The sequence below is a fragment of the Natronorubrum aibiense genome (assembly GCF_009392895.1).
GTDB lineage: Archaea > Halobacteriota > Halobacteria > Halobacteriales > Natrialbaceae > Natronorubrum > Natronorubrum aibiense.
Genome location: NZ_CP045489.1, coordinates 163289 through 190188, shown reverse-complemented (window position 1 = coordinate 190188; position 26900 = coordinate 163289). Strand labels below are relative to the sequence as shown.

The following is a 26900-nucleotide window of genomic DNA, read 5'->3' as shown; positions in this document are numbered from 1 at the left end:
TGTGTATTGACCACTTCCTTTTACCAAATGGCTTCCAGACGCCAATTACTTGTTATCCCACTTGGATTCTTTGCCGTCGTACTTCTTGTTGGAGCGGGGATGTTCACCGTGTTCCAGATTCAACCTAATACGGCGGGAGGGAGTGTTTCAGATGCTGAGAGTTATCCTGTTGGCCCCGAGAAACCAACTCCGTTGAATTCCTCGAATATCGTGAACTACACTACTACGTACGAAGAGCGCCTGTTCTATAATGACCTCGTTGCAAGCCATAACCACAGTCTCCATGACGATGAAAGCGTGATAACCAACTGTACATCCCTCACAGTCTCGAACGGTAGTACAGACAAGTATTACGTCCAGTTAGAGTGCCGTGGCGGTGTTACCGACTCATCGCAACCGACTGAATCGGAGGAGTTCACTTACTCAGTCACCTACCAGATAACGAACGATACGACACAGCAGACTGAATTCCAGAATTATCCCTTTGGAACGGATAGAACGTTCAATAGCGAAAGAAATTAAGTTAACAGTAGTTGGTAGTCCAGTTCCGTTATTCAGATTTGAGCATGGAACTCGCGGTAAGTACTCACATCTACTTGATGGCTGATTCAACCAAAGAGAGTTGATACAAACCACCTACGAGTCTTTCTATGATGTGCTCCCTAACCAGCAACTCCACTCGAGGCAGAGGTACAAATTTCCGAGGGCACTCGCGGTCTTTTCGAAGCTATCGACGAGTCGAGCGACCTGACGACCACTGTCGATGCTACTACCGATCCGGATCACTCTACCCCGTAAGACAGGTGCGCTCCAGTAGTGATTTTCTGCGCCGGTGATGGGTGCCGGCGCACTGAGTAGGACTAAGCAAACACTGACCAGAGCGACGGCGCAGTGAGATATCCAAGATGCATATGATCATTTATTCGCTGGTAGAGGCATCGACAGCAGACGAGGCACTGTCAACCGGAAAGACCGTATTTGACCGACTAGTTGGCGCAGGGCCGCATTCCTGCGCAGCGTTCGACTACTACGTCACCTTCGACGAAGAGGAGACGACAGTGGCTGGAAAAGCACGGTGGGGCGACCTACCGACAGCTGCACCCGTTACGTCCGACGAAGGTGAAGAACTCCTCGAGCGGGCCTGGGAGACCAACAAGAAAGAGTTCCAGCGCAATCTGACTCGGGTAAAGAAAGCACTCGAGGAGCACAGCGACAACGAAATTATGCGCGACGCGGGCCTTGCCCGTCATGCCTTCAAGCGGGTTGGTGCCTCCCGAGGCCCGTCGATTTGCTTGTACGATCAACATGCGACTGGCATTCGTCATCGTGGACACCTCGATCGACTCCTTGAAGAAGAGGATGAGAACAACACGTGCTGGATCGTGCCGGCAGACGTCCATTTCTGAGTGACCATGCCCCGAATCACTAATTGGACACGAGAGAGTCGAATACCCACGCTGGTATATCGAAACACGGAGACTGGAACTCGAGCGGTCCTACATCGTGCCCCGGACTCCTACGCATACAAGTGGCGGGCAGCAATCCTCGTCGACGGCTATCCAGTGTGGTCACGCGGCTTCGAGATCAAAGAAGCGACCAGCGTTCGAGATGTACTTCGGGACCGACCAGCCCCCGAACTCGCTTGTCCTGAGTGTCCGAACGACGACGTCATCGTCGGTCAGAAAGCTGCTGATGGTGCGAAGGTCCAGCGATGGTTTGACTGTCCTGACTGTGGCTACGAAGCTCCTTCCCAGATCGTCTACGGCGCAGAACGCTAGCAAAACAGATAGGGACTAGCAACGCAACACATCGTTTTATTTCATTTCTCTCGAGTAGTTGATAGATTAGAACTGATGACAGTGTCTAGTTGAGCCAGTTTGAGAAGTGTGCAGGTCGTTGAGTGAATTGGTTAGAATGCTCGCAGACCTGCTCAGCGAGAGCTACGACGCGGATTTAGAAGAAGCTTGGGAGAACGAGCGGACGGCGACGCCCGTTAGGGCGTTCGCCGTCCGCCTCCATCAGACCGGTTGTTCGATTCGAGAGACAACAACGATTCTCGATGAATTAGGCGTTGAACGCTATCACGGATCGGTTTGGAACTGGGTACATCAGCTGTCTGACAGTGGACGCGACCCGCCTGAGGCGAAGCTGAAGCGGGTCGCTGTTGACGAAACCGCTGTCAAGATCAACGGAGAATGGTCTTGGGTGTATGACGCAATAGATATCGAGTCAAAGCTGATCCTCGATGTCGCGTTGTTCGGTCGGCATGGTACCGATCCGGCGGCTGCATTTCTGCATGGACTTCGTGAGAAACACGATCTCTCGGACGCTGAGTTTCTCGTTGATCAATTCGGCTATCGGACTGCCCTTGCTCGATTAGGATTGAACGGTCGAGTGAACTACACCGACCGAAACCTCATCGAAAAGTGGTTTCATACCCTCAAAATGAGGGTTGACCGTTTTCATAACTCATGGGTTGGCAGTCGGGCGAGCGCACGCGAGTGGATTGAACAGTTCGTGCATTACTACAACTATCAGAGACCGCACCAATCGCACGACGGACGAACGCCAGCCGACGAGGTGCTGAACTAGACAGTGCCTAACTGATGAATACAAAGCGCATGTCGCACGAGGAGAGAGGGGATCTACGAAAGGCGGTGAACGGTCAGTACAGGGTAAGCAGTTACCGAAGCGGCTATCGATTTATCCGAACTCTGTCAAAAGCCGCCTGCTGAATAGAGAGGATGACTGCAGCACGATAGCTCCGTTTGTTTCACGTCGAAATCGGTGAACCATCCGCTCACTATACGTGCTTATTGAGCGATCTGGTCAGTCAACCTTATCATCTTGAATGAAGATATCAGAAGAGTCTCCTATAATTTGAAACACGGTTGAGCCACAATCACAGTTTCTTCTTCCAATGGGTCGAATCGTCCCGTCAGTCCATACGTTAACAGCATAGGCAGAATTGCAAGAGCAACACTTGGCGATTGTTCTTTTACGCTCCCCATCAGGCATAGAGGTGCTTCACCTTCTCTTGTCATAATATTGTATGATTATCTGGGTGAAATTCCCTACGCCATTCACTCGTTCACCTGCACTGATCGACGTGATCTTTGTAAGACGGGATGATACGAAAAGCAGTGATCTGCTCACTACAGGTGCGACTATACTGAACTGTCGTTAAAACGCGCGACAGAGGACGAGTGGTCTTCCAACGCGAATTTAGGCACGAGCATGAGTATGCTCAGGCGCGTCAGCCTTTTTGTTAGCGTAGGCGTTATACGCCGAGAGAACCGCGGTGGCCGCCCCCGAGATCGCGGTCCCAGTGGCCAGTGTGTCGCTTCCCATATCGATGACAGTGGGTGCGGCGACCAGCCAGAGACCCAGCAGGACAGTCAACGACGCGATGCCAACGCTCGCCAACCGATCCTTTGACAGCCGGTAGAAGTTGTACCCCGCGAGCAGGAAAATCCCTGTCCCGACAAGTGTGTCGTTCCAGATCGCTGCATCCGTGGACTCGAAGATGAACGGCGACGCGACAACGTAGAGACCGATTAGTGCGACAAGGGCGCTCACCCACTGCATTACGTCCGTGTTCAGTGAATCATAGTCGTTCCGGCTATCACGGTTGGTTTCAGTTCTTGTTGTATCGCTCATGATTTCCTCATCTCGAGGTACCCACTGTTTAAGGAAAGCGTACGTTCCTGCACCTGTCGGGAAGGTTGGCGACTGATATTCCAGCACCTGCTGTTCCGTTCTTCACCTATACTGACCGGTTACTACCTTCGCAATTAGGCCAGACTTCGTGCGACATTCGCGCACTCTATTCAGCACGACCGCTTAAGCCCATCACCGATTGAGGGTTTCAACAAGGCCAAAATATTCCCTCCATGTCGGTGGTGGAGAGGGGGTATAGAGGGCTGCAGTACCTACTAGTCGTGATGTCCGAATCAGAAGCGACCCGCTGGGAGTACGAGACGCTTCGCCCGCCGCGCGATGAGACCAAAAAAGAAGCAGAGGATCCGAAAGCAGAGTTGAATCAACTCGGTGCAGAGGGCTGGGAGCTTATCGAGACGATCGACTATGAGGGAGGCGGCACCAAGTACCTCGTTTTCAAGCGACCTGCCGGATCGAGTGAGCCAGTATGACTGACGAGACCGACACCAGTACGGCCAACACGATGCGTGAGCGCGCGGGAGAGAGTCGGATAAAACTCTGGGTGCTGCTACGCGCGAACCGCCTTCTCGTCTCCACCGTCCTGACCAGTGCCGTGTTCGTCGCATTCGTGGTCGCCGTCTCTGTCCTCCATCCACCGTTTTCACGGCAAATCGAGTCCGGCGACATGATCGACACGATGTTCTCGACGATGATCACGGTCATCGTGACTGGGACAACACTCGTCGTCACGATCGGTCAGCTCGTCCTCGCCCAGGAGAACGGCCCGCTCGGCGATCAACGCGAACGGATGGCCAGTTCGATGGAGTTCCGGGACTTTACTGAAGAACTGATCGGGGCTCCGAGTCCTGTCGATCCATCCGAATTCCTCCGGCAGATCATCGGAATCACGGCACAACGGACGACGGCTCTTCGAGAGTCTATTGACAAGAATGATAACGAGAACCTCCGAGAAGAGGTCAATGAATTCGCTGAGAGCGTCATTGGGAACGCTAACACGGTACGTGACCAACTTGAGGGTGCGCAGTTCGGCTCGTTCGATGTGTTATTCGCTGCACTGAATTTCAATTATAGCTGGAAAATCTTCCAAGTTGAACGCCTCGCGAACGAATACGAAGAGAGCCTCAATGAGGAAGAACGCGGCTTGCTTGACGACCTCAAAACAGCGCTGTCTATGTTTGGTCCGGCGCGCGAACACATCAAGACGCTGTACTTCCAGTGGGCACTCATCGACTTGTCTCAGATGATTCTCTATGCTGCAGTCCCGGCATTGGCCGTTGCGGGTATCATGGTCGCAATCGTCGATGCGGGGACGTTCCCAGGAAGCACACTCGGTCTCGATCACATCATTCTCGTCGTGGGCGGTGCGTTTGCGGTGACACTCGTTCCATTCATGCTGTTTGTCTCGTACGTCCTTCGCATCCTCACCGTAGCGAAACGGACACTTGCCATCGAGCCGCTGCTCCTCCGCGGATCACAACGCTGAGGCGTTACAGCTCCGCTTGGTGCTCGTCTGGGATTTTTAATCTATGGCCTCTAGATCCACGGGACCAGTTCACTACTGACAGCAGTCGGTCACCCGCGAATCATTTATAAGATTTTAGTGAATGGGGCGAGATGCATAGATATGAACACACTCCAATCGAACGGCAGTACTTTCCGGGAGCACCGATGGTAAACGTCGCGCTCTCGGCGGCACAAATCGTCTTAGCGCTGTTTCTCGTGGTTCTCAACGGCTTTTTTGTCGCTGCAGAGTTCGCCTTCGTTCGGATTCGGGGGACATCGGTTGACCAGCTCGTCGAGGAGGGGCGGCCCGGCTCGGGGTCGCTTCAAGAAGTGATGACGGATCTCGACAACTACCTCGCCACGACGCAACTCGGTATCACCATCGCATCTCTCGGGTTGGGATGGGTCGGCGAACCCGCAGTGGCGGCGCTCATCGAACCCGTACTGGAATTGGTTCTCCCGGCGAATCTCATCCATCTCATCGCGTTCGCAATCGGCTTTAGTATCATCACGTTTCTCCACGTCGTCTTCGGTGAACTCGCGCCGAAGACGATCGCAATTGCCAAGACCGAGCGACTCTCGCTGTTCCTCGCCCCGCCCATGAAGGCCTTTTATTTCATACTCTATCCGGGAATTGTCGTCTTCAACGGGGCGGCCAACGCGTTCACGCGGTCGCTCGGTGTGCCACCCGCTTCCGAAACGGATGAGACACTCGGTGAGCGGGAACTCCTTCGGGTACTAACACGATCCGGCGAGGGCGGGGACATTGACGTGGCAGAAGTGACGATGATCGAGCGCGTCTTCGATCTTGACGACACCGTGGTGCGGGAGGTCATGGTCCCACGACCGGACGTGGTGAGCGTTCCGGCGGATGCCACACTATCTGAACTTCATTCGATCGTCTTAGAGGCCGGACACACGCGCTATCCGGTTCTTGATGCCAACGACGGTGACCAAGTGGTCGGATTCGTAGATGTCAAGGACGTGCTGCGAGTAGAGGTGGACAATGGGGATGCCGAGATGGTCGGTGACATCGCCCGTGAGATTCTCATCGTCCCGGAGACGATGGCAATTAGCGATCTCCTGATACAGTTCAAGGAGGATCGCCAGCAGATGGCCGCAGTCATCGACGAGTGGGGAGCGTTCGAGGGGATTGTAACGGTTGAAGACATCGTTGAGGCCCTCGTCGGAGACCTTCGAGACGGGTTTGATCTCGATGAGCGCGAACCCTCGATACGCCAGCGTGACGATGAGGGGTACGATATTGACGGAGGGGTCCAATTGTCGAGCGTTAACGATGCTCTGGCTGGGGACTTCGAAAGCGAGGAGGTCGAAACGATCGGTGGACTGGTGCTCGGGCAACTCAACCGCGCGCCAGAACCTGGCGACCGCGTCGAGGTCGACGGTCACGTCGTTGAGGTAACGAGCGTTGAGGGGACCCGAATTTCGACGGTATGGGTCCATGAAAAAGATCTCGATGATCCAGCGGTGGACTGAGTGGGAGGATGGACTTGATCGTTTGGTCTGTTCGGCTTCTCGCCGTTATCTAGTGTTGTTCGTTCTCTACCGGTCTGATTGGTAGTCGTTCATCAATCGAATCAACAATTGAAGTATCCTGGATTCCAGCGGTGGAACCAGATCTGCGGTAGAATCCATCTGCTTACCAGCTGATTCAATCAAAGGGAGTTGAAACAAGGCACTCGAGGTCTTTTCGAAGCTATCAACGAGTCGAGCGACCTGACGATCGCTGTTGATGCTACTACCGATCCGGATCACTCTACTCTTTGAGACAGGTGCGTTTCTGCGCCGGTGATGGGTGCCGGCGCATTGGGTAGGATCAAGCGAACACTGACTAGAGCGGCGGCGCAGAACGCTAGCAAAACAGATAGGGACTAGCAACGCAACTCATAATTTTATTTCATTTCTCTCGAATGGTTGAGAGATTGGAACTAATGAATACAAAGCGCGAATTCATCGTCAGAATCGTCACGATCATCGATAGCCATTATACCATGATACGCATACTCACACCATGGACACCGCCATCGAAGAAATCGAATTTCTCGCCCGATCGAGTCACCGCGTCGGTGTCATAGAGGAACTGACCGAGGGAGCCCGGGAAAGCAGGGAGCTTCGCGCCACGACGGGGGCCTCCTCACCGACTATGAGTCGAATCCTCACTGACTTCGAAGATCGGCGCTGGATCATCCGGGATGGACCGACCTACGAACTGACACGACTCGGCGAGTTCGTGGCAGACCGATTCCTCGATCTCCGCGATTCGATGGAGGTCGAAGGCAAGCTCCGCGACGTCTGGCAGTGGCTCCCGCGGGAGATGGAGGGGTTCTCCGCCGATCTCTTCGCCGATGCAGTGGTCTCCTCTCCCGGTCCGAAGTACCCGTACGAACCCGTCGAACGGCTCACCCAGCTCATCGAAGGGACCAGTCGATTACGCGGGTTTGACAGTATCGTCTACAAATCGGTTAACAACGAGACGGTCTGCCAGGCTGTCCTCGACGGCATGGAACTCGAATACGTGTACTCGCCGACCGCCCTCGAGGGAACCGTCGCGTGGAATCCCGAACGAGTCATAGAGGCCGCCGCCCGTGAGAACTGCACCGTGTACGTCCACGAGGCCCTCCCCGACGGAAACCGCTGTGGGCTCGGCATCGTGGACGACCGCGCCGGTATCTGCTGTCACGACGCCGAGACCGGGGCGCTGACAGCCGTGATCGATACGGACGCCCCCGAGGCGCGCGAGTGGGCCATCTCCACGTTCGAGCGCGTCCGCCATGAGGCCGAGCCGGTCGGGCCGGAGGCGTTCGAGACGCTGGTCCCGTCGGACCTTCTCCCGTAGGAGGTGTTGGCAGATAATGGGTATGCGTTCGACGACCAGCGATTTGCCGGGTCTCACGGAGAGAACTGGGCATTCGAGACGATTCACCGTGCCAAGCCAGTTCTGTCCCGCCGCAGAACCGAAGCCACTCTTCACGGGGTGAAATCTTTCAGCGGACATTTAGACGTAGCCGGCCGGCGTACCTGAATCTGAGGTATCATGACCGAGCAAGCAGCGATACAGGCGGCGTGGACCGAGATCGCCACGGGGTACGACGAGTACGTCACCCCATCGAACATGGCCCTGGCCGAGAGAGCTCTCCAGCGGGCCGGGCTCCGACCGGGGATGCAGGTGCTAGATGTCGCAGCCGGCAGTGGCGGGTTGAGTATTCCCGCGGCTCGCGCGCGGGCGCAGGTGCTGGCAACGGACATCTCTCCCGCCATGGTCGAACGGCTCGAAGCACGCGCCCGCGAGGAGGGGCTCACAGACCTGAAGACCCGAGTCATGGACGGCCAGGCCCTCGACCTCGAAGACGACACTTTCGACGTCGCCGCATCACAGTTCGGCGTCATGCTGTTCCCCGACCTGCCGCGGGGATTGAGCGAAATGACGCGGGTTACCAGACCCGGTGGCCGTGTGTTATTGATCACGATGGGCCCACCCACGGAGGTTGAGTTTCTCGAGTTCTTCATCGGCGCAGTGAAAACGGCCGTCCCCGATTTCACAGGCCTCCCGAGGGACCCACCGCCGTTACCCTTCCAGGTGTCCGATCCAGAGGCACTGCGCGCGGAACTGGCCGACGCCGGACTGGCGGATATCCGTGTGGAGACGGCGAACCACCGGTTGGAGTTCGAGTCCGGCTCGCAGATGTGGAAGTGGGTAACCGCCAGCAATCCAATCGGGGCGGAAATGGTCGCCGACCTGACGGCGGAACAGAAAGCCGCAGCCGAGAAGTCACTGGACGACAAGCTGCGTGAGCGGTCCAGCGGACACGATCCTGCCGTGTTGAACAACCTAGTGAACATCGCTCTCGGGACGAAGTGACCCGACCTGTTCATCGAAACCAATAATACCGCGTGGCCTGTCGCCGCCCTCCCGTTCGTTGCGGTCACCTATCATCGGATCGTCCGTCGAGAGGAGCGGATTCTGGAACACGAATTCGGTGGAGCGTATCGGATCTACCGAAGTGAAGTCCCACGATACCTCTAGTCCGAGTGGAGCCGTGTACATACGGGATGAGAGGAGAGCCCCCGGGCAGGTTCAGACGACTCCAGAAGCGCTCAGTGACAACCACAACCAGGCCAATCGGGCAGCAGGAATGTGGAACAGCTATCTCACCGATCCAGCACGAAAGGAACGGGGTCGTCCGTGCTGAACTGATCCTCTCTATGCAGCAACAGGCAATCTTCTTCGATGTTCCTTGGTGAACCATCCTTTACAGGAGTGTGGTGACCCAGAATGAGTATTCCCCCAAACCAACGACAACTAACAGCCCCTCTGCTGCATAGAGGGCGCGAATTCAGCAATCTCACCCTCTCACATCGAGTGCCAATGGCCGGGACAAACGAGAGTCCCTCTCGGAATCCGGTCTATTCAATAGGCTTGCAAGCTCGGGCCGGGAGAATATTGAGGACAACCGCGTTTCTCTTCGTGTGAGTAACGACAGTGAACTCCCTCAAATAGAGGATATCAATCTGCGCCTCCAGAAGCTGGGGCAATTCTCTCGATTCTCCCGGACTGGACTTGGCGTGATCGTCTTGGCCTTTCTCATCGCCGTAATTGGACGGTTACCCCAGAATCTCGAATCGGTGGGCAGTGCAATCAATGCCATCCTCCTCCCCCTGATTTTTGTTGGGATGGGGCTGTTGCTGTACGCTATCGGAATGCATCTCCACCTGATGCATCTCAACCTCGTAAAGCAAATCCGCAAAAGCGAGGTCGACGAGGCGGACATACCCAACGAGTGATAGTCAAACGAACCCCCCGCTCTGTTGAATCTATCCTCGAAGTCTTTCACGTCAATTTCAATATATCCTTTATCTGTCACACTGGGACGTATGAGGATCGACGCTAATTCCTATGAGAGAGTGAGGTGCTCACACAGAACGGGGTTGGGATCTGGAATATCAGACTCGATTAGGGAATGCTGTGAACTACTCCGCCCTACCGCGCTCGGGCCTACCCGGCCCTCGCTTGTTGAGGACGGAGTTTCCTGTTTCTGTGTCAGAACTTGCGGGAACAGATCCCACAGCGGTTCCAGACTCCGCAGGCGACTTCCCTTCACGGGTGGTTCGGAGTGTCCCACTCCTACCGAATCGACACTCGGCCACAACCGACGATGCACGCTTTTTGTTGCGTTTGAACAACGCCGGAAGCGTGGTGAGCATCTTACTACCACCTTCGACCGAAGCGGTAGTAGGGGTGCCGATTCACACGAAAACAAGACGTGCGGGCGCTGTATCCCCTCCCTGCTCGCTTCGCTCGCTGAGGAAGGGGGCTTAGCGCCCTCAATTACAGCTAAAAGAAAATAATTCTCTACTTCCAGTCTCAAGGTGAAAGCACACTTCAGCCAGTAGACGTCATCTCGTCTTCGATCAGCTGTTCGAAATCGTCTACCTCATCGTACTCGTCTCTGTGAGCGAGTGCTATTTCCCCCTTTGGTGTAATTTCGTATAACCCAGACCGTTCTTTGGGGCCGATTTTGCGTACGAGACCGTAGTCTGCAAGAATCGGCAGTCGAGTGTTGATGTTCTTCCGGCTCTTTCCTGTGTGTGCCTCGAGGTTCGCTGCAACGTTTCGGCCCGTTTCCTCGAGTGCCTCGAGAATCAAGAAGTCGGTTGGTTGTCGGAGTTTCATTATCACTATTCTCTATCAATTGATATCGGATACTATTGTGAGATTATATTAATAACGGTGATTTACCGGCAGTTTTAAATATAGTCGTTTTTCGACTAACAAAAACCTACGAGGGGGCTGTTGTTGAACTCTGCCCTATGTGAAACAGACGGTCACTACAAATGTTAATTGATCACTCGATTTCTAACTGGCCGCTCCCGCCGTCCCCCTCATTGCCGTTCTCGTTCCATTCGAGTTCGAACTCGATGCTCAATTCACCGGGCCCGTCCGTTGGCCCCTCGCGTTCGGCTTTGACCTCAAACGTCGGGCGCGCTGGTGGTTCCATTGTCACGGACTCAGAACCGGATTTGAGTGTGACAGTATCCCCTTGTTCGAGCTTATCAGCGACACTGCGGAGATACGATGCGATTTCTTCTCGGGTCTCGTCACTCTCGGATTTGAATAGGACTTCTTCAGGCATAATGAACAATATGCTGCCTGCACCAATAAGTGAATCCCCTGTACTTACTGTGAAGTACCTCGGGGGCAAGCCCCGAGGCTTCACCGTTTTGTCCGTGCCGTCCAGAAACGGACGAACGGACGCAGGCGAATTTAATTCCTCCCGACCTTCCCCGATTGGGGTCAGCTGGAATTAACACCCGAACACTCGCTGTGTCCATGGGAGTCGGTCGCTCCACCACGACCCGACAACTCCCGTCGCACCCACCATAGCGGCAGGATGTTGAGAGGAGTCGCATTTCCAAACCATTCGGACGACCACTTCATATTGAGGTCTTCAATATCCGTCACGGTCGTTATCCCTTGTTACGTCACGTGGTTTGATATATCCTTCGACGGGCTTCACCCTCGGGGTCAAGCCCCGAGGCACTCGCCCTGCTCCGTCTGTAGAGAGTACCGTCTTCTCACTCACGGCAGGTCTCGATAGCATCGGTACAGTTTGTTGTGCCTCAACAGGAGTAGAGGCACCATTCAATGAGTAACACTCCAGAGCACTCCCACGACTCGAGCGATCTCTCACCAGCGCAGCGCCTTGAGCCACCGACCCCGCGACTCATCGACGCCAGCATTGCAACGATCAACGATATGGACACGTTGCGGGCCTGCGTCGCCTACGAAAATCAGCACCAACAACGTGTCCCGATTCTCCGTCAACTCGAGGAGAGAGCCATTGAACTCCGCGCACAGGATGATGACTAATTCGACACGTCTCCTTCAGAGGTGGTCTTTCCCATCGATAGTGTTGAGCGTCTTCGAACAGCCACCACAATTCGCTGTGTGCTCTGCTCGAGATACCGGCAGGAGCTTCAGAGAGCGTGGCAGTTAACGCGCTAACGCCCTCCACTCTAGTTGATGTCTGACTCCGACTCACCTCAGAACCCACCGTCGGTCCTCGGCCGCCTCCTCTTTGCGAGTGGGCTTGCAGCACTTGCACTCCGCAATCTGACGAATCTTGATGGACGAATCGCCTATGCAGATGCCAAGGGAGTCCCCCTCGCAGACAAACTCGTCCCTGCCTCGAGTGGTCTCCTGCTCGGTGGTAGCCTTGGCATCGGCTTCTGGAAACTGCCCAAGTTGTCTGCAGCCAGTATCGCCACGTTCTTTATCGGCGTGACTCCAGTGATGCACGATTTCTGGGCCGTCGACGAAGACTCGCGTGACGAAGAACTCACCTCATTCCTCCAGAATATCGTGCTCCTCGGCGCTGCAATCGCTTTCTTCAAGCGGGCTCGGCAAAACTAACCGCACACAGTTTCCGTGGAGTGAGCCGTCTCAGGCACCACTCCAACGGTTCCGGAATACAATGGAATACACAAACCGTTAGCAGTCAGTACTGTACCTTCGTCCCCGTCCGGAAACTCGTGAGGTCGTCAATACGGTCTTCGAGTGCTTCGTCGACTTTCTGCCGGTCAACGCTCATAACGCGCTCGCGGTCGATCCCTTCTGCCTCGAGCATCGAGAGGACATCCTCGTCATCTTTGAGCAAGCGGTTACAGCGACTCGTACGCTGGACGGAGCCGTACTGACCGGCAACAGGACGGTCGTGATGAAGCCGTAAGAGAAGTACGTCAGTGACCTCCTGGCGAAGGTCGTTGGCGTCACGCTGGACATCCGACAGCAGCGTGTAGAGATTTACGAGGGTGGCCGTCTCCAGGTCAGGCAAGTCGGTTACGGCGTGGCGCTCAAGTGTATCAATCAGGAGTAGGCTATCCGAGTAGATGTCCAGACCGTCTGGTTCGGTGCCGACGAGCAACGCGACCGTCTCTCGCGTTCGGTCAAACGCGCGAAACGCCGTGTCGTAGGGGTGGTCTCTGACCGGCGCGTCGGACTCGTGTTCACGGACGAACTCGTCTGAGCGACCTAGACGTAGAACTCTCAGCGCTCGACATTGACCGCATCATCGGTGTCACTCGAAATAAGGAGTTACACCTCGCACCCGATCCTCGTATTCGAAGCTATCCATTGATCGTACTTTCGATTCCAAAGCTAGTCAAGAGAGATATCCCGACTCGGACCGTACGGCGTCCATGCGAGACCTCGACGAGACCGATATGGAGATCCTGCGATTGCTCGGTGAGGACGCCAGACGACCGTTCAGCGACATCGCCGAGCAGGTCGGCCTCTCCGGGCCGGCTGTCTCGGACCGCGTCGAACGATTGCAGGAAGCGGGCGTCATCAATCGCTTTACCGTTGATGTCGACCACTCGCAACTCCAGGTCGGCGTTCCAGTGTTCGTCCGGGCGTCGGGTGCGATCGGTGCCGTCGACGACCTCCAGGATCGGATCAAAAACGCTGAGGCGGTCGAACACGTGTTCGTGACCGCGGACGGCGAGATCTGGTTTTATGCCCGCGCACAGGTCCGGAACGTCCGTCGGTGGCTCGACGGACTGTTCACGGGTGTCGACGACGTCGACTACGCGGTGACGTTGATCGATGACGTCGAATGGCGACCCTCACTCGACGGGACCGAGTTCGCGCTCACCTGCGCCGAATGCGGCAACACCGTCGACAACGAAGGAGAGTCGACGAGCATCGACGGCCAGCTGTATCACTTCTGCTGTCCGTCGTGTCAGATTCGATTCGAGGACCGTTACGACCGCCTCGAGGAGGGAGTATAGTTCGTCGGCCGGAATACCAGCACGACCCCTTGCGGGTGGCGTCCAGATCGGTTTCTTTTTGCGGTTATGTGTCTCACACGCAATCGTGGGCGCAACAGAGCCGAAATCCACGGTCGATAGCGACTCTCTTGGGCGGTTCGTGGCGGCAAGCACGCGGTTAAACCTGCTGTTCGCGATTCAGGTGATCGCCGGACTCGCGTTCGCGTACGCTACCGGTGAGGCGGGACAACGGATTACCCACTTTCTCCTCCCGTTTATTTGGAGTACCGCCTCCGTTTGGGTCGTCTGGCACACTCGGCCCGATTCACCGCGGCCTCGTGTTCGGATTCTCGCTGCTGCCGTCGCTGCGGCGTATCTGCTGGTGCTGTTCTATCTCTCGGGCTTACTCCAGTCGAGTTCCCCGTCCATCGGGCAGTTGATCGGTTCGAACGCGATCGGCGTCACGTGGGGTCGATCGCTGGGGTGGAGCCCGGTACTGGTGTACGTCGGTGACTGGGTCGCGTTGACGCTCGTTCCGTACCAGACGCTCGGGTTGGTCGCGCTGGCCTATCTCGTCTACGACGCGCTCCTTGAGGTCGCGCGGTCGGCGATCGGGGGTGTCATCGGGTTCGCCGCGTGTCCCGCCTGTGTCGGACCAATGTTCGCCCCACTGCTCGCGGGCGGCGCCAGCAGTTCCTCGGTAGTCCTGGTAGCAGGACGGTGGGGGTACGAAATCGCGACGGTCCTGTTCCTCGTCTCGATTTCGATTCTCTACCACCGACGGCATCTCCAGCGTCTCTACGCGACCGTCCGGAACTGAGTGGGCGGCCCTCCGCTTCGCCGTCGAACCGGTTAAAGTTCGAAGGGGTATATCGATCGCCCCAGAACCGGACGTCGAATCCACTTATCTTTCCAAAGGTGGTGAGGTGGCTCACCTTGAATATCTACTGAAAACCGTGGTAAAGGACGAACCCCTATGAAACGATAATGAGTCAGCGAACCACTCGCCTTGAGATCCAGGGGATGAGCTGCGCGAACTGTTCGCAGTCGATCACCGACGCCCTGGAGGCGCTCGACGGGGTCTCGGAGGCGAACGTCAACTTTGCCACTGACGAGGGCTCCGTCGAGTACGATCCGGGGGAAGTATCACTCCGGGAGATATACAACGCGATCGACGAGGCCGGCTACCACGCCGAGTCCGCCACCGCGTCGATCGGGATCTCCGACATGACGTGTGCGAACTGCGCCGACACCAACGAGGAGGCCCTCGAGCTGGTGCCCGGTGTCATCGACGCGGAGGCGAACTATGCGACCGACGAGGCCCGGGTCAAGTTCAATCCTGCGGACGTCTCGCGGTCGGAACTCTACGACACGGTCGAGGAGGCGGGCTACACGCCGATCCGCGACGACGACGGCGCCGCGGAGTCGGACCAAGAACGACGCGACGCGGCTCGGCAGAAGGAGATCGACAAACAGCTCCGGCTGACGCTCTTCGGGGCGGTGCTGTCGGCACCGTTCCTGTTCTTCCTGACCGATCGGTTCCTGCTCGGGGGGAGTGTCTTCCCCGACACCGTCTTCGGCCTCGAGTTCGAGTGGGTCGGCTTCCTGCTCGCGACGCCAGTCCAGCTCGTCCTCGGCAAACCGTTCTACGAAAACTCCTACAAGGCGATCGTAAAGAACGGCCGGGCGAACATGGACGTGCTCATCGCACTGGGCTCGTCGACGGCGTACGTCTACAGCCTCGCCGTCCTGCTCGGGTTGGTCGCCGGACAGACGTACTTCGACACTGCGGCGCTGATTCTCGTGTTCATCACGCTCGGGAACTACCTTGAGGCCCGGTCGAAAGGGCAGGCCGGCGACGCCCTTCGAAAGCTCCTCGAGATGGAGGCCGAGACGGCCACGATCGTCGACGAGGACGGGACCGAACGGGAAGTCCCGCTCGAGGACGTCGACGTCGGCGACCGGATGAAGGTCCGGCCCGGCGAGAAGATCCCGACCGACGGGGTCGTCGTGGACGGCCAGTCGGCGGTCGACGAGTCGATGGTCACCGGCGAATCCGTCCCCGTCGAGAAGGAAGCGGGCGATGAGGTCGTCGGCTCGACGATCAACGAGAACGGTGCGTTGACCGTGGAAGCGACGAAGGTCGGTTCGGACACGGCGCTCCAGCAGATCGTCCAGACGGTCAAGGAAGCCCAGTCGCGCCAGCCGGAGATCCAGAACCTCGCCGATCGGATCTCGGCGTACTTCGTCCCTGCGGTCATCGCCAACGCCCTGTTCTGGGGGTCCGTCTGGTTCCTCTTCCCCGAGACGCTGGCCGGGTTCGTCGACTGGCTTCCGCTGTGGGGCCAGGTCGCCGGCGGACCCGCGCCGGCCGGCGGTAGCGTCTCTGTCTTCGAGTTCGCGATCGTCGTGTTCGCCTCGGCGGTGCTGATCGCCTGTCCCTGCGCGCTGGGGCTCGCGACGCCCGCGGCGACGATGGTCGGGACGGCGATCGGTGCACAGAACGGCGTCCTGTTCAAGGGTGGCGACATCCTCGAACGCGCGAAAGACGTCGATACGGTCGTCTTCGACAAGACCGGGACGCTCACCGAGGGCGAGATGGAACTGACCGACGTCGTCGCCGTCGACGAGTCGGGCGACCCGCTCCCCGACGGCGGCGAGGCGGCTGCCGACGGCGGCGTGGCAGCGGCCGACAGCGACGCTCCCGCCGCTGTCGACCGCCTCTCCGAGGACGACGTGCTCCGACTCGCCGCGTCGGCCGAGAGCGCCAGCGAACACCCGCTCGCCAGGGCGATCGTCGAAGGGGCTCGAGAGCGCGGCATCGACGTCGGTGAACCCGAGGACTTCGAGAACGTTCCCGGACACGGCGTCCGGGCCACCGTCGACGGGTTGGAGTCGCGCAGCGGCTCCAAAGGGGAGAGCGGTGAGCGGAGCGAACCGAGAGCCGACGAGGTGCTCGTCGGGAACCGCAAACTGATGCGGGACAACGGGATCGATCCCGCCGCTCCGACGTTCGTGTCGTTTTTAGACGCCGGCCGAGACTCCTGGAGACGACGGTCTCGCCAGCGGGACCGTGACACGGACCGTGGGCATGGGGATCAATCTCCGGGAGCGCTCCGCTCACCCGCTTCCGAGTATCGGTGAACTCGCCAGAGCCCTTGTGCGTACGCACCGATGAACATCCCCGCGACGGCCCAGAGGATCCGATAATTGCCGATTCCCAGGCTCGCGTAGCCGGCGCCGGGACAGACGCCCGAGAGTCCCCAGCCGACGCCGAAGACAATGCCGCCAGCAACGACGTTCCTGTCGAATCCCTTCTCGCGTCCGGTGTAGCGCGTCCCCGTCAGCGGTGCCGTCTCGAGGACTCGCGTTCCCAATTGGATCGCGAGGCCCGTGACGAGGGCCGCACCGCCCATCACGAAGAGCAGTCCGAGGTCCTCGAGGCGGAGGAAGTCCAGCACGATCTCGGGACGGGCCATCCGACTGTACGCTAACCCGAACCCGTGCGAGAGCCCGCCAATGACGACGAGAAGAGTGAATAACGGCCCACGGCCGTCGGAACGCATCAGGGAGTCACCCCCAGCGCGGAGACGACGAGCGCGGTTACGACGGCGACGCCGACGAACAGCGTCACGTTCACGATCGACGTTCGAGAGAGCGACGCGATGCCGGAGACGCCGTGCCCCGACGTACAGCCCTTCCCGATTCGCGTGCCGATCCCGACGAGTATTCCGCCGCCGAGCAACCGCCACCACTGCACGTCGGTGACGAAGGCCCCCGCGGTGAACGCGAACTCGTAGACGGCCGCGCCGGCGACGATACTGACCGCGAAGACGACCCGCCAGTCGCGGGACGCGACGTACTTTTGGCGCTGGAACCGCGGGAGGTCGGAGACGTACGACAGCGTCGTCTCGAGGAACGTGCTGTTTCCGGCGAGGATTCCCGTCCCCAGATAGATGACGGCGATCCCAAGACCGAGGAAGAGCCCGCCGATCAGATAGTGGTCGATTCCTCGCGGGAACAATTCTGTTGCTACCGAAAGCGATGTAGCGATCATAGCCGGTCGTATTTCGGACGGAAAATCTGACTGGCAACGCCCGTGATCGGATCGATTCCGAGCGTCACGGCTTCCGCGCCGTTTCGGCCGCGATTCGCGGGATGCTCCGGGAACTCGATCGCTGGCATGCGTGGGTCTGGACCGATCACGGGCATAAGAGTTTCATTTGCAATTCAAGACAATGCAATATTACTATGGGTTATTTCACCAATATAGAACGTTACTCAGGGACGAGTATAAGCTAAGTATTTTGATCGTGGATTCTCAAGAATATTGTGTGAATATAGCAATTCTGTCCACGGCGATGGGCCATGTCCTGATCGTCGGCGTCCTGGCGCTCGGCGGCGGTGTCGTCGCTACGGAGTAGGCCGTCCCGTGGTACTGGCTCCCCCTCGTGTTCACAATCGCGATCGGCCTCGTGTGGCTCTTCGCGAACTGGGACGCGAACACTCCCACTCGTTCTCTGGATGACTCTTCGAGCGAGTTGTCGGACGAGGAGGCGCTAGAGGCGCTCAAGCGGCGGTATGCGAGCGGCGAACTCGACGACGCGGAGTTCGAGCGGCAGTTAGAGACGTTGCTCGAGAACGAGACTCTCGACGACGTCGAAAACCGAGTAACTGTCGACCCCGATCAGACGGATGACGGCCGGGATAGGCGGAGTCCCCGACCGGAAACCCGGCCCGGGTGGATGCGGGTGCCATCAACGCAGCAAACACCGACGCAGACGGCACTGATCTGACGACTGGGTGAGAACGAGACGGACATGAGGTGCGGCCGCGGTTCGAAACGCCTGCCCCGTTATGGATCGATCACGACTCTCCTCGAGACGTATATTCCCATGAATCGGTATCGGACTCGTGAACCGCCTCGGGGTCAAGCCCCGAGGCACTCGGCCTGCTTTTTGTGTAGATTCGACGAATCGCTCTGGCGTCGGCGATCAGTTCGAGCGCGGTCGTCGGTCGCCCCGCGATGCGCCGCATCACGGTCGCGGGCCGGCGGGTGATGTCGTTTTGCAGCAGAATCAGGCGCAGTAACAATCTTTACTGCAGATCCAGAACTGTTTGGAACCGTGGTCGTGGGTGCTTGCACTCGAGACGAGCGACACTCCTGTATCACCGTCCTTACTATGGGGCCTTTAACCAGTGTAGCGAGGAGGAATCGGAATCCTCCCACAGAGGACAGCCAAACGCGATTAGAGTTCCGGAACCGCCGTGAGTAGGAGGACGAACGCGTTCACGGTCAGCAGTACCAGCACGACCCACTGGAAGATCCGCTCGGGGATGTGGTCGAAGATGTATACGCCGATCCAGGCACCGAGGAACACCATCGGAATGGCGATGACGGCCTCGATCATTAGCGGCGTCGTCACCGACCCAGTATATGTGAGACTGCCCAGCCGATACAACATGAGCGTCCCGAAGAAGGCGGTGAACGTGGCTTTCATTTCTTCATCGCTCCAGAAGCCGCTGGCCGACATGAACGCTCCGTAAACGATCATCGGCGGGCCAGGAACGGCAACAGCACCGCCGAAAATCCCCGCAAAGAGACCAGCCGTCGCGCCGATAATCTTTCCCGGTCGGTAGTCTCGCGCTTCGATCCAGTCCGTGACGACATCGAGTTGCTGGGTCGCACCGACAATGATGACCGCTAACACGAGGACGGCCCCGATGGCGACGCGCATCTGTGCCTCGCCGAACCGACTGAACACGTAGATACCAAGCGGCATCCCGACTACGAGACCGCTGACGGGGATGATCCACTTCTCCCAATCGAACGCGTCCCGGACGCTCCACCAGACGCGGGCGTTGCTCACCACCGCCGTCGCCGTGAAGATGATCGATGCACTCGAGGGCGACCGAAACAGCGGCATCAGGCCCATCGATACCTGCGCGAAGCCGAACCCCGCGATCCCGTGAACGACGGACGCGCCGAGGATGACGACCGCAGACAACCCCGTCATCACCCAGTTACTTGTCATCGGTATCGCCTCCAGGATCGGTTCAGTATATGCATCTTTGCAGGCAATACTATCGCATCCTATCTTAGGCCAATTGCCCTTGAGGACGAAGGGGGATGTCCCCGATCACATTTCGAAATCCTGCCTAGATTACGCTACGGGCTTCTGTTTCCAACTTGGGAGTAGTGCTTCGCGGACATTGAATCTGATCTTCTGCGATACAGTGTTGGTAGATAGCCTTGTACGGATTTTTGAAAAGCAGGCACAAGTCTTGAACAGTCGGAAGACATACCTGCAATCATCCCACGATGAACGGAAACGAGACGTCCATCGGCGTGTGGAAGTCCCTCAATGGTGATGCTGCTAGCGACGACGCGGGCGTCCCTGACGTGGTCTTCACACACGTTAGCGACCTCCACGGGCAGCTAACGCCGCGCTACCAGGTCTACTATGACAATCCAACGTCGAAGCCGAACTTCGACTTCGGAGAGAACGACCGCGTCATCAAGCGCGGTGGCGGGATTCCACTGCTCGCGGCCAAACTCGATGAGATCCGCGAGAACTACGAGGTCTGCACCCTAATGAGTGGTGACACGTTTCATGGCTCTGCCGTGACGACCTACACCGACGGGCGGGCGATGCTCAATCCCATCAACGAGTACATCGACCCCGATGTCTACGTCCCAGGAAACTGGGATTACTCGAACGAGGCTGCCAAGGACGGCAACTTCGTGGAACTGATGGGCGAACTCGACGCCCCCGTTCTCGCGAACAATCTCTACGACTGGGAGACCGACGACCGACTGTACGACGCCTACGAACTCCTCAACGTTGGGGGAGTTTCGGTCGGCATCGTCGGGATGACGAACGTCTACGTCGATCGGATGGCGCCCGCGTTCTACGAGGGAAAATACCGCTTCGGCAAACACCCCGCGCTGCTCGAAGAATCAGCGCATGCCGCCCGTGAAGACGGCGCGGATGTCGTGGTCGCCGTCACCGAGATCGGCCTCCCGTGGATGGTCCAGGCCGCCAAGGACTGCCCGAGCGTCGACGTGATGTTCAGCGCGCACACCCACGAGTACACCTACGACCCTATCGTCGTCGAGGAGACCGAGACGGTGGTCGTCGAGTCGGGGATGGGCGAGGCACTCGGCCGTGTCGACCTCCGCGTACGCGACGGTGACGTGCAGTTCCGACACCACCTCTACTGTCTCACCGAGGACGGCGAGCACACGCCGGAACCGGACGCCGATGCACAGGAGACGGTCGAGGCCGTTCGCGAGCCGTTCTTTGCGGACGACCCCGGATTCGAGCGAGGAGCCGGAACGCTCGACCGTCCCCTCGATACGATCGTTGGGGAAACGAGAACGCCGCTCTACCGGCAGTCGTTTCTCGAGAGCGCCTGGAACACGCTGTTCAACGACGCACTGCAGGCGCACTTTGACACCGACCTCGCCGTCTCACACGGATTCCGGTACGGGACCGCCATCCCGCCCGGCGAGATCACGCTCGGCCAGCTATACACGTTCTTCCCGATGGCCACACCCGTCGCCCGCGGCGTCGCCTACGGCCAGCAACTCACGAACCACATGGAGGAATTTCTCGAAGACAACTTCACGCCGTACCCCTACGACCAGGAGGACGGCCGCGTCCGCAACTTCTCCTCGAACGTCGAGGTGACCGTCGACCCGACCGCCAAGCGCGGCCGTCGTCTCGTCGAGATGCGGATCGACCATGAACCTGTTGACCCGGAGGAGACCTACTCAGTGGCGACGTTCCGCCGTCCTGGCGACCCAGAGCGTGACCTCGGCAACTGCGGATTCCCGTTTCAGGACATCGAGGTCGACGACGGGACAATTCCGGTCGACGTCATCGTCGAGTACCTTGAAGAGCACTCGCCTGTCGACTACGAGGTGATGGGACTGGTCGAGACCGCAGACGATGGCGGCCAGGCGCAGAACACGCCCGCAGACGGGCCGTATCCGTTCATCCAACCGGGCGTCGACTATCAGGGCGGTGATGCCTACTGCGAGACGGCCCTGATTCCGCGTGGGAACGCTTTCCCCGAAGAAGGGCGTAATCGTACGCGCTAGGCGGCGACGGCACTCGCGACAGATCCACATCCAGAAAGATCTGGAAACGGCCGAAAAGTACGGCGTCCGGAAGACGCCGACGACACTCGTCTACGCGAACGGTGAACAGACCGCTGAATTCATCGGTATTATCGACCGGAACGACCTGGAATCGGCTATCGAGAGCGCGACCCAGCAGTCATCTGGATTCGCCCAGTGCCTCGTCGATGTCGTGCGTGGATAACGAACCAGCGACCGATTCAAACTGGTAGCAAGGCGGATTCCCCGGGCCACCGTGCCCGGGGAGGAAGCCGACAACAGACCAGATAAAAATCAGTAAGTAACCTCTCTACTTTTTTGAAGATAGAGTGGACGACTACCTGAGACGTACAGCCATCACTCGCCTTCGTGTGAGCGACGAGCAATCCGACTTGCTCGAAGCCACGATTAGCGACTGGCAACACGGAGCCACCCTCGCCTCTCAAATCGGATGGAGAGAAAACGAGGACTCCAAATACGGACTCCAACAACTCGCCTACGACAACGTACGCGAAGAAACGCGTCTCGGAAGTCAACACGCGATACTCGCCACTCACCAAGCCGCAAGCGCACTCACAGGCGTCAACGAACTCAAAGACAAAGGCCGAAAAGTCTCTTGCCCAGAGTTCACCAGCCCAACCATCAAATACGATGCGAACACACTGACGCTCTTCGACGACAACACAGTCTCACTCACAACCGTAGAGAGCCGAGTCCGGTGTGAACTCGTTCTCCCAGAAGATGAAGACGGCTACCAGTACCAATTCCTGAGCGATGACGAGTGGAGCGTCACAGAAAGCACGCTCACTGCTCGTGACGGTGAATACTTCTTACACCTCGGGTTCCGCAAACCGAACCCGTTCGATGAACAAGCGTCTCCTGCCGAGGACAGAACAGTTCTCGGAGTAGACCTCGGAATCGAAAACCTCGCCGTTACCAGCACTGCACACTTCGAGTCAGGGAAGAAACTGGTTCACGACCACGACCAATTCGAGCAAGTCCGTGGCGACCTCCAACAGACTGGAACACAGTCAGCACATCGAACCATCGTTGGTCGAGAAAACCGCGAAGAACGCTACTCGCGGGACAAACTGCACCGCGTCTCGAACGAAATTATCGATGAGGCCGTGGAACACGAGTGTAGTCACATCGTGTTCGAGGACTTAGCGTACATTCGTGACCGGATGCCGAACGCGAAAAAGTTCCACCAGTGGGCGCACCGAAAGCTCATCTCGTTCGTGACGTACAAAGCGGAAGCACTCGGTATTCGTATCGAGTTTGTGGATGCGTCGTACACGAGTCAGCGGTGTTCGGAGTGCGGTCACACAAGTCGTGGGAATCGACCGTCACAGGCTCACTTTGAGTGTGGAAAGTGTGGGAAAATACTGCACGCGGATTATAATGCGGCGAAGAACGTTGGGTGGCGGTTTGTCCGTCGCGGGCTAAACGACTCGCGACGGACGGGCGACAGTCAACTCGCCCTGAAGTCAGGGACGGTGAAGCCGAATCGGGGTTTTATCCCGTACTCAGTACCGAGTTAGAGGCCGAGAACACTGACAAGCCCCGCGCCACCGTGCGCGGGGTTGTTGACGGGAATCGCTTGAGTGTTCCGTCCGGTGGGAGAGCGCCGTCAACGGCAAACCCAAAGCCGACTCCAATTCGTCCAAAAAAAGAAGAGATGTTATCGAAGCATCCGTGCTGGTCAACTGGATAATCTGCTGGAGACATCGAATATGGAGCACCGCGAGCAACCGCTATTTCTGCTCAGCTCCGTCGTTAATGTTATTCTAGCTATATTTACGGTGGCAAAGAGTAGCTCTATATCGTCGAACTGCCGGTGCAAAATCCACTCAACGGGCCGCCTGAGTGGACTGTAAAGGTGAGCGAACACGCCGACTCTCCTCGGAAGAACGGACTGCCAGATGATACTGATGTATTCGACTAGCCTCATGGCAATCCTATGGACCGCTCAAGGCTGCTCTTGAGTTCGCGTAACGAGTGTTCGGTTCGGATCACCAGCAGGCTTTTGCGAACATCCCTGTATCCGTGACCTATGACCCTCACCACAGACGATTTCGACGATTTCATGGCTGATGATCCGGAGGATAACGAAGAGGTTTCACTTGGAGATGCATTACAGGAGTTGGCTATCGACATTGAGGTTGATGCTGTCAAAGAGGTCCCTAACGCCCGTGAAAGCTTATAATTTTTAACACATCCGACTATTTCTATTCTATGCTATTCCTCTTCAGTGAGATAATCTCGGATACGACGTCCTTGGGGATAGGTGAACGTAACAGATCCATGGAGAACTGACGGCGTCGAAAGTGGTTCGATTGGAGCGAACTGTTGGAACTGTGATTTCTCCGGGAAGTCAAAATTTATATGATCAACTTTGGCCTCGTAAAGCTCGCTGACAAAGGGGATGGGGAATTCGATGAGTTCACTGATCTGTGCTTGACGACCTGTGGGCTCTGGTATCTGCCGGTGTGTGTAGTAATGTAGGTGACCTGTGAGTGTGTCTATTTGTTCATCACCAACACTTGCCTCAACCTCAATAACAGGCTCGCCATTAACCGAGAGCGTTGAGACTAAACTACCGTTATCCACCTCCCATTCACATGTCCCTTCTTGACTCGGAATTCCACCACCCTCACGAGTATACGTCTGCATTTGCGGGGAATCATTCCAATATCCTACCCAGAACCGTCCGGGGACAGGGATCTCACCCTCTGCAGCACTGATCGCTGAGCTGTCATGGTCTGCCACCTCCACGGTCAGATAGGTGAGTGTGTAGGGATCGAGGTGGCTTGTCTGCTCCGCTGATGGTACCTGGTACATATTCATTTGTACCAGATTATTTGGGTGCGGCTCAAGTCCAGGCGGCAGTGCCGACTCGAGCACCTCGGGATCGGCCTCATAGCCGACGATCAGCATCCGTGCGTTCTTGATAAGTTGCGGTGCAGGGACAGCTGTTCCTTCCGGCATTCCGGTGTAAGTCTCGGGATTGAACTGATTGTCGCTCATGGCTGTGACGTTATTTATTCGCTTCAATGTCGAAGTCCTCAGGAGTGAGAACCTCGGGGACGGGTTCGTCTCGGACACCCCGAATATCATCGAGGACCGGCTTCAGGTAGGCGCGGAACAGTTCTGGGCGCTCACTCATCGGGAAATGGCCAGTCGCCTTCATTTCGTGAGCTGTTGCTCCGTCGCCGATGGCTGCGGCAGCCTCGCGGGCGTCGTCCGGATTGGTCAAGTAATCGTACTCACCGTTCATCAGGTACATCCGTACCTGTGTAGCGTCGATATCGTCAGCGGATTCACTATAGTCGTGTTCCACGGAGTAATAGTGAAGGTCTCCCTTGAGGACGCCGTTGGCTCCCTGTTCGTACAGATAAAGGGTTTCACGCCGTGCCCACTCCGGCCCGTGAGGAGCCATTAACCCCCACGTTGCGTGGGAATTCACGTCATTCGTATTGACGTGTGGGTGGTCAAGCCACTGGATATAGAACCCTGGCGTGAACAGGCCCGCTTCGAGACCAATCAGTGCACAGAACCGGTCGGGATACCAGTCCGCGAGTTCGAGTGTGATCGTTCCACCCATGCTCGACCCAATGAACACCGGATCTTCAAGTTCGAGCGCATCTGCGATGGAGACGATAGTGTCCGTAAACTGTTCGGCAGTGAGGTCGTACTGATCGGCCCACCACGATTCACTCGAGGGTGGGACTGACTTCCCGTGTCGTGGTAAGTCGTAGGCTATTACGCGGAAGTTCTCCGTTATGTCCGAATCGTTCAGCACGTGACGCCACTGCTGATTGTTACAGCCGGCAGTATGCTGACAGAGCAAGGGAATGCCGTCCTCCGGTCCGGCTGCCTCATAGTAGATGCGATGGTCGACACCGTCAAGATCGACGGTGACGTACTGGCCTATGATGGGTTCGTCCGTCATTTCCGAAGGACGAGTGGTGCCCTCAGTACGAGGTTCGCCGCCGTTATGAGTCGTCCGCATCAGGTCAAGCGCCCGCTGGAACGATCTGAAATTTTGGAAAATCTTTTTGTGATTACCAATGAGGTCAAAATACCCCTCTTCTCCCTTCACTGCGGTTCGATAGAAGGAAGCAAACACCTCGTTGTGGTGTGGTGACGGCACCTCGCTAACGAATTCTTCCCACGCTTCTCGTCGACCGACGACGCCAAACGACCATGCATCATCCAACCCTGGCGTTCGTACGTCTTGCACCTCTCCGTCATGGACATCGATAAGAAAGTGTTCTTCGCCTATACCGAGTAAGAAATTTTCATCAAATGCATTCCGGCCATGCAACTCCATTTCCGGATCTGAATTAACAACACTTTGATAATCTTCCCACCATTCTTCGCTGGCCAATGTCTTATTTGTCATAAATTAATCATCTCCACCCCATATTACCATGTTGTATGGTTTCTATTGACACTAATAGGGGTAGGGAATATGCTACTCATAATATAATAAACCCCATCTATTGGACTCAGAATATGAAAAACAGGTCTTACGTCGTTATGACCTCTTCTATTCTGAGTACCGCTCTCAGTGCTCATAGGCTGCCCGTGCCGTTGGCCGACTCACACCAGTCTCGTCCGCAATCTCTTGCCACGACTTCTACTCCAACGTAACCGAAAAGAGACCGAAGTACGGAGATAAGCCAACAAGTTGGCCCCACACTCCTCGGAGCAGCAAGCAGATGATTTAGTAACCAACGGCGACAGAAATAATATTATTGAAATGAAGGGGCGACGACGAAAGTGCCCAGTATCAATGGAC

At 57.1% G+C, this 26900-nt stretch carries 27 protein-coding genes and 2 pseudogenes; 19 read left to right on the top strand and 10 right to left on the bottom strand.

Features of this window, described 5'->3' with window-relative positions; all coding sequences use genetic code 11:
- Nucleotides 1-27: 27 nt before the first annotated feature.
- From GCU68_RS17400 to GCU68_RS17385, 4 genes are all read left to right on the top strand, one after another.
- Nucleotides 28-522: a hypothetical protein gene (locus GCU68_RS17400; protein WP_152943874.1), complete on the top strand. Its 495-nt coding sequence runs from the start codon at nucleotides 28-30 to the stop codon at nucleotides 520-522.
- Nucleotides 523-905: 383 nt separating this feature from the next.
- Nucleotides 906-1406, top strand: coding sequence for a hypothetical protein (locus GCU68_RS17395; protein ID WP_152943873.1), 501 nt, complete (start codon nucleotides 906-908; stop codon nucleotides 1404-1406).
- 6 nt (nucleotides 1407-1412) lie between these two features.
- Complete coding sequence (locus GCU68_RS17390; RefSeq protein WP_152943872.1) at nucleotides 1413-1778, top strand: DUF7568 family protein; 366 nt, start codon at nucleotides 1413-1415, stop codon at nucleotides 1776-1778.
- 136 nt (nucleotides 1779-1914) lie between these two features.
- Nucleotides 1915-2592: an IS6 family transposase gene (locus GCU68_RS17385; RefSeq protein WP_152943871.1), complete on the top strand. Its 678-nt coding sequence runs from the start codon at nucleotides 1915-1917 to the stop codon at nucleotides 2590-2592.
- Between the two features lie 633 nt (nucleotides 2593-3225).
- Here GCU68_RS17385 and GCU68_RS17380 read toward each other — a convergent pair.
- Nucleotides 3226-3660 (bottom strand): SPW repeat domain-containing protein, encoded by a 435-nt coding sequence (locus GCU68_RS17380; RefSeq protein WP_152943870.1) that lies wholly within the window; start codon nucleotides 3658-3660, stop codon nucleotides 3226-3228.
- A gap of 284 nt (nucleotides 3661-3944) precedes the next feature.
- Between GCU68_RS17380 and GCU68_RS17375 the strand changes: the two genes are divergently transcribed.
- The 6 genes from GCU68_RS17375 (at nucleotide 3945) to GCU68_RS17350 (ending at nucleotide 9987) form a co-directional block, all read left to right on the top strand.
- Entirely contained in the window at nucleotides 3945-4151 is a 207-nt protein-coding gene (locus GCU68_RS17375) for a DUF4177 domain-containing protein (protein ID WP_152943869.1), read from the top strand.
- Nucleotides 4148-5164: a hypothetical protein gene (locus GCU68_RS17370; protein WP_152943868.1), complete on the top strand. Its 1017-nt coding sequence runs from the start codon at nucleotides 4148-4150 to the stop codon at nucleotides 5162-5164. The genes GCU68_RS17375 and GCU68_RS17370 overlap by 4 nt, the downstream gene beginning before the upstream one ends.
- Before the next feature lie 185 nt (nucleotides 5165-5349).
- Nucleotides 5350-6681: a hemolysin family protein gene (locus GCU68_RS17365; protein ID WP_152943867.1), complete on the top strand. Its 1332-nt coding sequence runs from the start codon at nucleotides 5350-5352 to the stop codon at nucleotides 6679-6681.
- 535 nt (nucleotides 6682-7216) lie between these two features.
- Complete coding sequence (locus GCU68_RS17360) at nucleotides 7217-8041, top strand: helix-turn-helix transcriptional regulator (protein WP_152943866.1); 825 nt, start codon at nucleotides 7217-7219, stop codon at nucleotides 8039-8041.
- 198 nt (nucleotides 8042-8239) lie between these two features.
- Entirely contained in the window at nucleotides 8240-9064 is an 825-nt protein-coding gene (locus GCU68_RS17355; RefSeq protein WP_152943865.1) for a class I SAM-dependent methyltransferase, read from the top strand.
- 608 nt (nucleotides 9065-9672) lie between these two features.
- Complete coding sequence (locus GCU68_RS17350; RefSeq protein ID WP_152943864.1) at nucleotides 9673-9987, top strand: hypothetical protein; 315 nt, start codon at nucleotides 9673-9675, stop codon at nucleotides 9985-9987.
- Between the two features lie 598 nt (nucleotides 9988-10585).
- Here the strand turns inward: GCU68_RS17350 and GCU68_RS17345 are convergent.
- Together GCU68_RS17345 and GCU68_RS17340 are read right to left on the bottom strand one after the other, a co-directional pair.
- Nucleotides 10586-10876 carry an ArsR family transcriptional regulator gene (locus GCU68_RS17345; RefSeq protein ID WP_152943863.1) on the bottom strand — a complete coding sequence of 97 codons (291 nt, stop codon included), beginning with the start codon at nucleotides 10874-10876 and terminating at the stop codon, nucleotides 10586-10588.
- 172 nt (nucleotides 10877-11048) lie between these two features.
- Nucleotides 11049-11336, bottom strand: coding sequence for an amphi-Trp domain-containing protein (locus GCU68_RS17340; RefSeq protein ID WP_152943862.1), 288 nt, complete (start codon nucleotides 11334-11336; stop codon nucleotides 11049-11051).
- 512 nt (nucleotides 11337-11848) lie between these two features.
- Here GCU68_RS17340 and GCU68_RS17335 point away from each other — a divergent pair.
- Nucleotides 11849-12073, top strand: a complete 225-nt coding sequence (locus GCU68_RS17335; protein WP_152943861.1) for a hypothetical protein — start codon at nucleotides 11849-11851, stop codon at nucleotides 12071-12073.
- Between the two features lie 153 nt (nucleotides 12074-12226).
- A complete protein-coding gene (locus tag GCU68_RS17330) occupies nucleotides 12227-12616 on the top strand; it encodes a DoxX family protein (RefSeq protein ID WP_152943860.1) in 390 nt (129 codons plus the stop codon).
- Nucleotides 12617-12701: 85 nt separating this feature from the next.
- Here the strand turns inward: GCU68_RS17330 and GCU68_RS17325 are convergent.
- Nucleotides 12702-13115, bottom strand: a pseudogene (locus GCU68_RS17325) (hypothetical protein); the annotation flags it as partial.
- A gap of 286 nt (nucleotides 13116-13401) precedes the next feature.
- On the opposite strand from GCU68_RS17325, the gene GCU68_RS17320 reads away from it, so the two are divergent.
- From GCU68_RS17320 to GCU68_RS17310, 3 genes and pseudogenes are all read left to right on the top strand, one after another.
- Nucleotides 13402-13992, top strand: coding sequence for an AsnC family transcriptional regulator (locus tag GCU68_RS17320; RefSeq protein WP_152943859.1), 591 nt, complete (start codon nucleotides 13402-13404; stop codon nucleotides 13990-13992).
- 85 nt (nucleotides 13993-14077) lie between these two features.
- Nucleotides 14078-14791, top strand: coding sequence for a DUF7546 family protein (locus GCU68_RS17315; protein ID WP_152943858.1), 714 nt, complete (start codon nucleotides 14078-14080; stop codon nucleotides 14789-14791).
- A gap of 167 nt (nucleotides 14792-14958) precedes the next feature.
- Nucleotides 14959-16974: pseudogene (locus tag GCU68_RS17310) on the top strand (heavy metal translocating P-type ATPase); the annotation flags it as partial.
- Nucleotides 16975-17069: 95 nt separating this feature from the next.
- Here GCU68_RS17310 and GCU68_RS17305 read toward each other — a convergent pair.
- Genes GCU68_RS17305 through GCU68_RS22020 form a run of 3 tightly spaced genes read right to left on the bottom strand, consistent with a single transcriptional unit; the run spans nucleotide 17070 to nucleotide 18156 of the window.
- Nucleotides 17070-17537, bottom strand: a complete 468-nt coding sequence (locus GCU68_RS17305) for a DUF6691 family protein (RefSeq protein WP_152943857.1) — start codon at nucleotides 17535-17537, stop codon at nucleotides 17070-17072.
- Nucleotides 17537-18028 (bottom strand): YeeE/YedE family protein, encoded by a 492-nt coding sequence (locus GCU68_RS17300; RefSeq protein WP_152943856.1) that lies wholly within the window; start codon nucleotides 18026-18028, stop codon nucleotides 17537-17539. Before GCU68_RS17300 ends, GCU68_RS17305 begins: the two co-directional genes overlap by 1 nt.
- Nucleotides 18025-18156, bottom strand: a complete 132-nt coding sequence (locus GCU68_RS22020; protein ID WP_264373490.1) for a hypothetical protein — start codon at nucleotides 18154-18156, stop codon at nucleotides 18025-18027. The genes GCU68_RS17300 and GCU68_RS22020 overlap by 4 nt, the downstream gene beginning before the upstream one ends.
- Nucleotides 18157-18422: 266 nt before the next feature.
- On the opposite strand from GCU68_RS22020, the gene GCU68_RS17295 reads away from it, so the two are divergent.
- The gene (locus tag GCU68_RS17295) at nucleotides 18423-18767 is read left to right on the top strand and encodes an SHOCT domain-containing protein (RefSeq protein WP_152943855.1); all 345 of its coding nucleotides are present in this window, start codon (nucleotides 18423-18425) and stop codon (nucleotides 18765-18767) included.
- A 453-nt stretch (nucleotides 18768-19220) separates the two neighbouring features.
- Here the strand turns inward: GCU68_RS17295 and GCU68_RS17290 are convergent, their stop codons facing one another.
- Nucleotides 19221-20006 carry a sulfite exporter TauE/SafE family protein gene (locus tag GCU68_RS17290; protein ID WP_152943854.1) on the bottom strand — a complete coding sequence of 262 codons (786 nt, stop codon included), beginning with the start codon at nucleotides 20004-20006 and terminating at the stop codon, nucleotides 19221-19223.
- Between the two features lie 287 nt (nucleotides 20007-20293).
- On the opposite strand from GCU68_RS17290, the gene GCU68_RS17285 reads away from it, so the two are divergent.
- The 3 genes from GCU68_RS17285 (at nucleotide 20294) to GCU68_RS21405 (ending at nucleotide 24302) form a co-directional block, all read left to right on the top strand.
- Nucleotides 20294-22078, top strand: coding sequence for a 5'-nucleotidase C-terminal domain-containing protein (locus GCU68_RS17285; RefSeq protein WP_152943853.1), 1785 nt, complete (start codon nucleotides 20294-20296; stop codon nucleotides 22076-22078).
- Nucleotides 22079-22425: 347 nt separating this feature from the next.
- Nucleotides 22426-23637 (top strand): RNA-guided endonuclease InsQ/TnpB family protein, encoded by a 1212-nt coding sequence (locus tag GCU68_RS17280; RefSeq protein WP_152943852.1) that lies wholly within the window; start codon nucleotides 22426-22428, stop codon nucleotides 23635-23637.
- Between the two features lie 512 nt (nucleotides 23638-24149).
- Nucleotides 24150-24302 (top strand): hypothetical protein, encoded by a 153-nt coding sequence (locus GCU68_RS21405; RefSeq protein ID WP_168927116.1) that lies wholly within the window; start codon nucleotides 24150-24152, stop codon nucleotides 24300-24302.
- A gap of 32 nt (nucleotides 24303-24334) precedes the next feature.
- Here GCU68_RS21405 and GCU68_RS17275 read toward each other — a convergent pair whose 3' ends face one another.
- The gene (locus GCU68_RS17275) at nucleotides 24335-25123 is read right to left on the bottom strand and encodes an acetoacetate decarboxylase family protein (protein WP_152943851.1); all 789 of its coding nucleotides are present in this window, start codon (nucleotides 25121-25123) and stop codon (nucleotides 24335-24337) included.
- A gap of 10 nt (nucleotides 25124-25133) precedes the next feature.
- Nucleotides 25134-26501 carry an alpha/beta fold hydrolase gene (locus GCU68_RS17270; RefSeq protein ID WP_152943850.1) on the bottom strand — a complete coding sequence of 456 codons (1368 nt, stop codon included), beginning with the start codon at nucleotides 26499-26501 and terminating at the stop codon, nucleotides 25134-25136.
- Between the last annotated feature and the right edge of the window lie 399 nt (nucleotides 26502-26900).

Excerpts from the sequence above, each read along its gene's own strand:
- GCU68_RS17400 (WP_152943874.1), top strand. The coding sequence starts at position 28 with ATGGCTTCCAGACGCCAATTACTTGTTATCCCACTTGGATTCTTTGCC.
- GCU68_RS17395 (WP_152943873.1), top strand. The coding sequence starts at position 906 with ATGCATATGATCATTTATTCGCTGGTAGAGGCATCGACAGCAGACGAG.
- GCU68_RS17390 (WP_152943872.1), top strand. The coding sequence starts at position 1,413 with ATGCCCCGAATCACTAATTGGACACGAGAGAGTCGAATACCCACGCTG.
- GCU68_RS17385 (WP_152943871.1), top strand. The coding sequence starts at position 1,915 with ATGCTCGCAGACCTGCTCAGCGAGAGCTACGACGCGGATTTAGAAGAA.
- GCU68_RS17380 (WP_152943870.1), bottom strand. The coding sequence starts at position 3,660 with ATGAGCGATACAACAAGAACTGAAACCAACCGTGATAGCCGGAACGAC.
- GCU68_RS17375 (WP_152943869.1), top strand. The coding sequence starts at position 3,945 with ATGTCCGAATCAGAAGCGACCCGCTGGGAGTACGAGACGCTTCGCCCG.
- GCU68_RS17370 (WP_152943868.1), top strand. The coding sequence starts at position 4,148 with ATGACTGACGAGACCGACACCAGTACGGCCAACACGATGCGTGAGCGC.
- GCU68_RS17365 (WP_152943867.1), top strand. The coding sequence starts at position 5,350 with ATGGTAAACGTCGCGCTCTCGGCGGCACAAATCGTCTTAGCGCTGTTT.
- GCU68_RS17360 (WP_152943866.1), top strand. The coding sequence starts at position 7,217 with ATGGACACCGCCATCGAAGAAATCGAATTTCTCGCCCGATCGAGTCAC.
- GCU68_RS17355 (WP_152943865.1), top strand. The coding sequence starts at position 8,240 with ATGACCGAGCAAGCAGCGATACAGGCGGCGTGGACCGAGATCGCCACG.
- GCU68_RS17345 (WP_152943863.1), bottom strand. The coding sequence starts at position 10,876 with ATGAAACTCCGACAACCAACCGACTTCTTGATTCTCGAGGCACTCGAG.
- GCU68_RS17340 (WP_152943862.1), bottom strand. The coding sequence starts at position 11,336 with ATGCCTGAAGAAGTCCTATTCAAATCCGAGAGTGACGAGACCCGAGAA.
- GCU68_RS17335 (WP_152943861.1), top strand. The coding sequence starts at position 11,849 with ATGAGTAACACTCCAGAGCACTCCCACGACTCGAGCGATCTCTCACCA.
- GCU68_RS17330 (WP_152943860.1), top strand. The coding sequence starts at position 12,227 with ATGTCTGACTCCGACTCACCTCAGAACCCACCGTCGGTCCTCGGCCGC.
- GCU68_RS17320 (WP_152943859.1), top strand. The coding sequence starts at position 13,402 with ATGCGAGACCTCGACGAGACCGATATGGAGATCCTGCGATTGCTCGGT.
- GCU68_RS17305 (WP_152943857.1), bottom strand. The coding sequence starts at position 17,537 with ATGCGTTCCGACGGCCGTGGGCCGTTATTCACTCTTCTCGTCGTCATT.
- GCU68_RS17300 (WP_152943856.1), bottom strand. The coding sequence starts at position 18,028 with ATGATCGCTACATCGCTTTCGGTAGCAACAGAATTGTTCCCGCGAGGA.
- GCU68_RS22020 (WP_264373490.1), bottom strand. The coding sequence starts at position 18,156 with ATGCCAGCGATCGAGTTCCCGGAGCATCCCGCGAATCGCGGCCGAAAC.
- GCU68_RS17290 (WP_152943854.1), bottom strand. The coding sequence starts at position 20,006 with ATGACAAGTAACTGGGTGATGACGGGGTTGTCTGCGGTCGTCATCCTC.
- GCU68_RS17285 (WP_152943853.1), top strand. The coding sequence starts at position 20,294 with ATGAACGGAAACGAGACGTCCATCGGCGTGTGGAAGTCCCTCAATGGT.
- GCU68_RS21405 (WP_168927116.1), top strand. The coding sequence starts at position 24,150 with ATGACCCTCACCACAGACGATTTCGACGATTTCATGGCTGATGATCCG.
- GCU68_RS17275 (WP_152943851.1), bottom strand. The coding sequence starts at position 25,123 with ATGAGCGACAATCAGTTCAATCCCGAGACTTACACCGGAATGCCGGAA.
- GCU68_RS17270 (WP_152943850.1), bottom strand. The coding sequence starts at position 26,501 with ATGACAAATAAGACATTGGCCAGCGAAGAATGGTGGGAAGATTATCAA.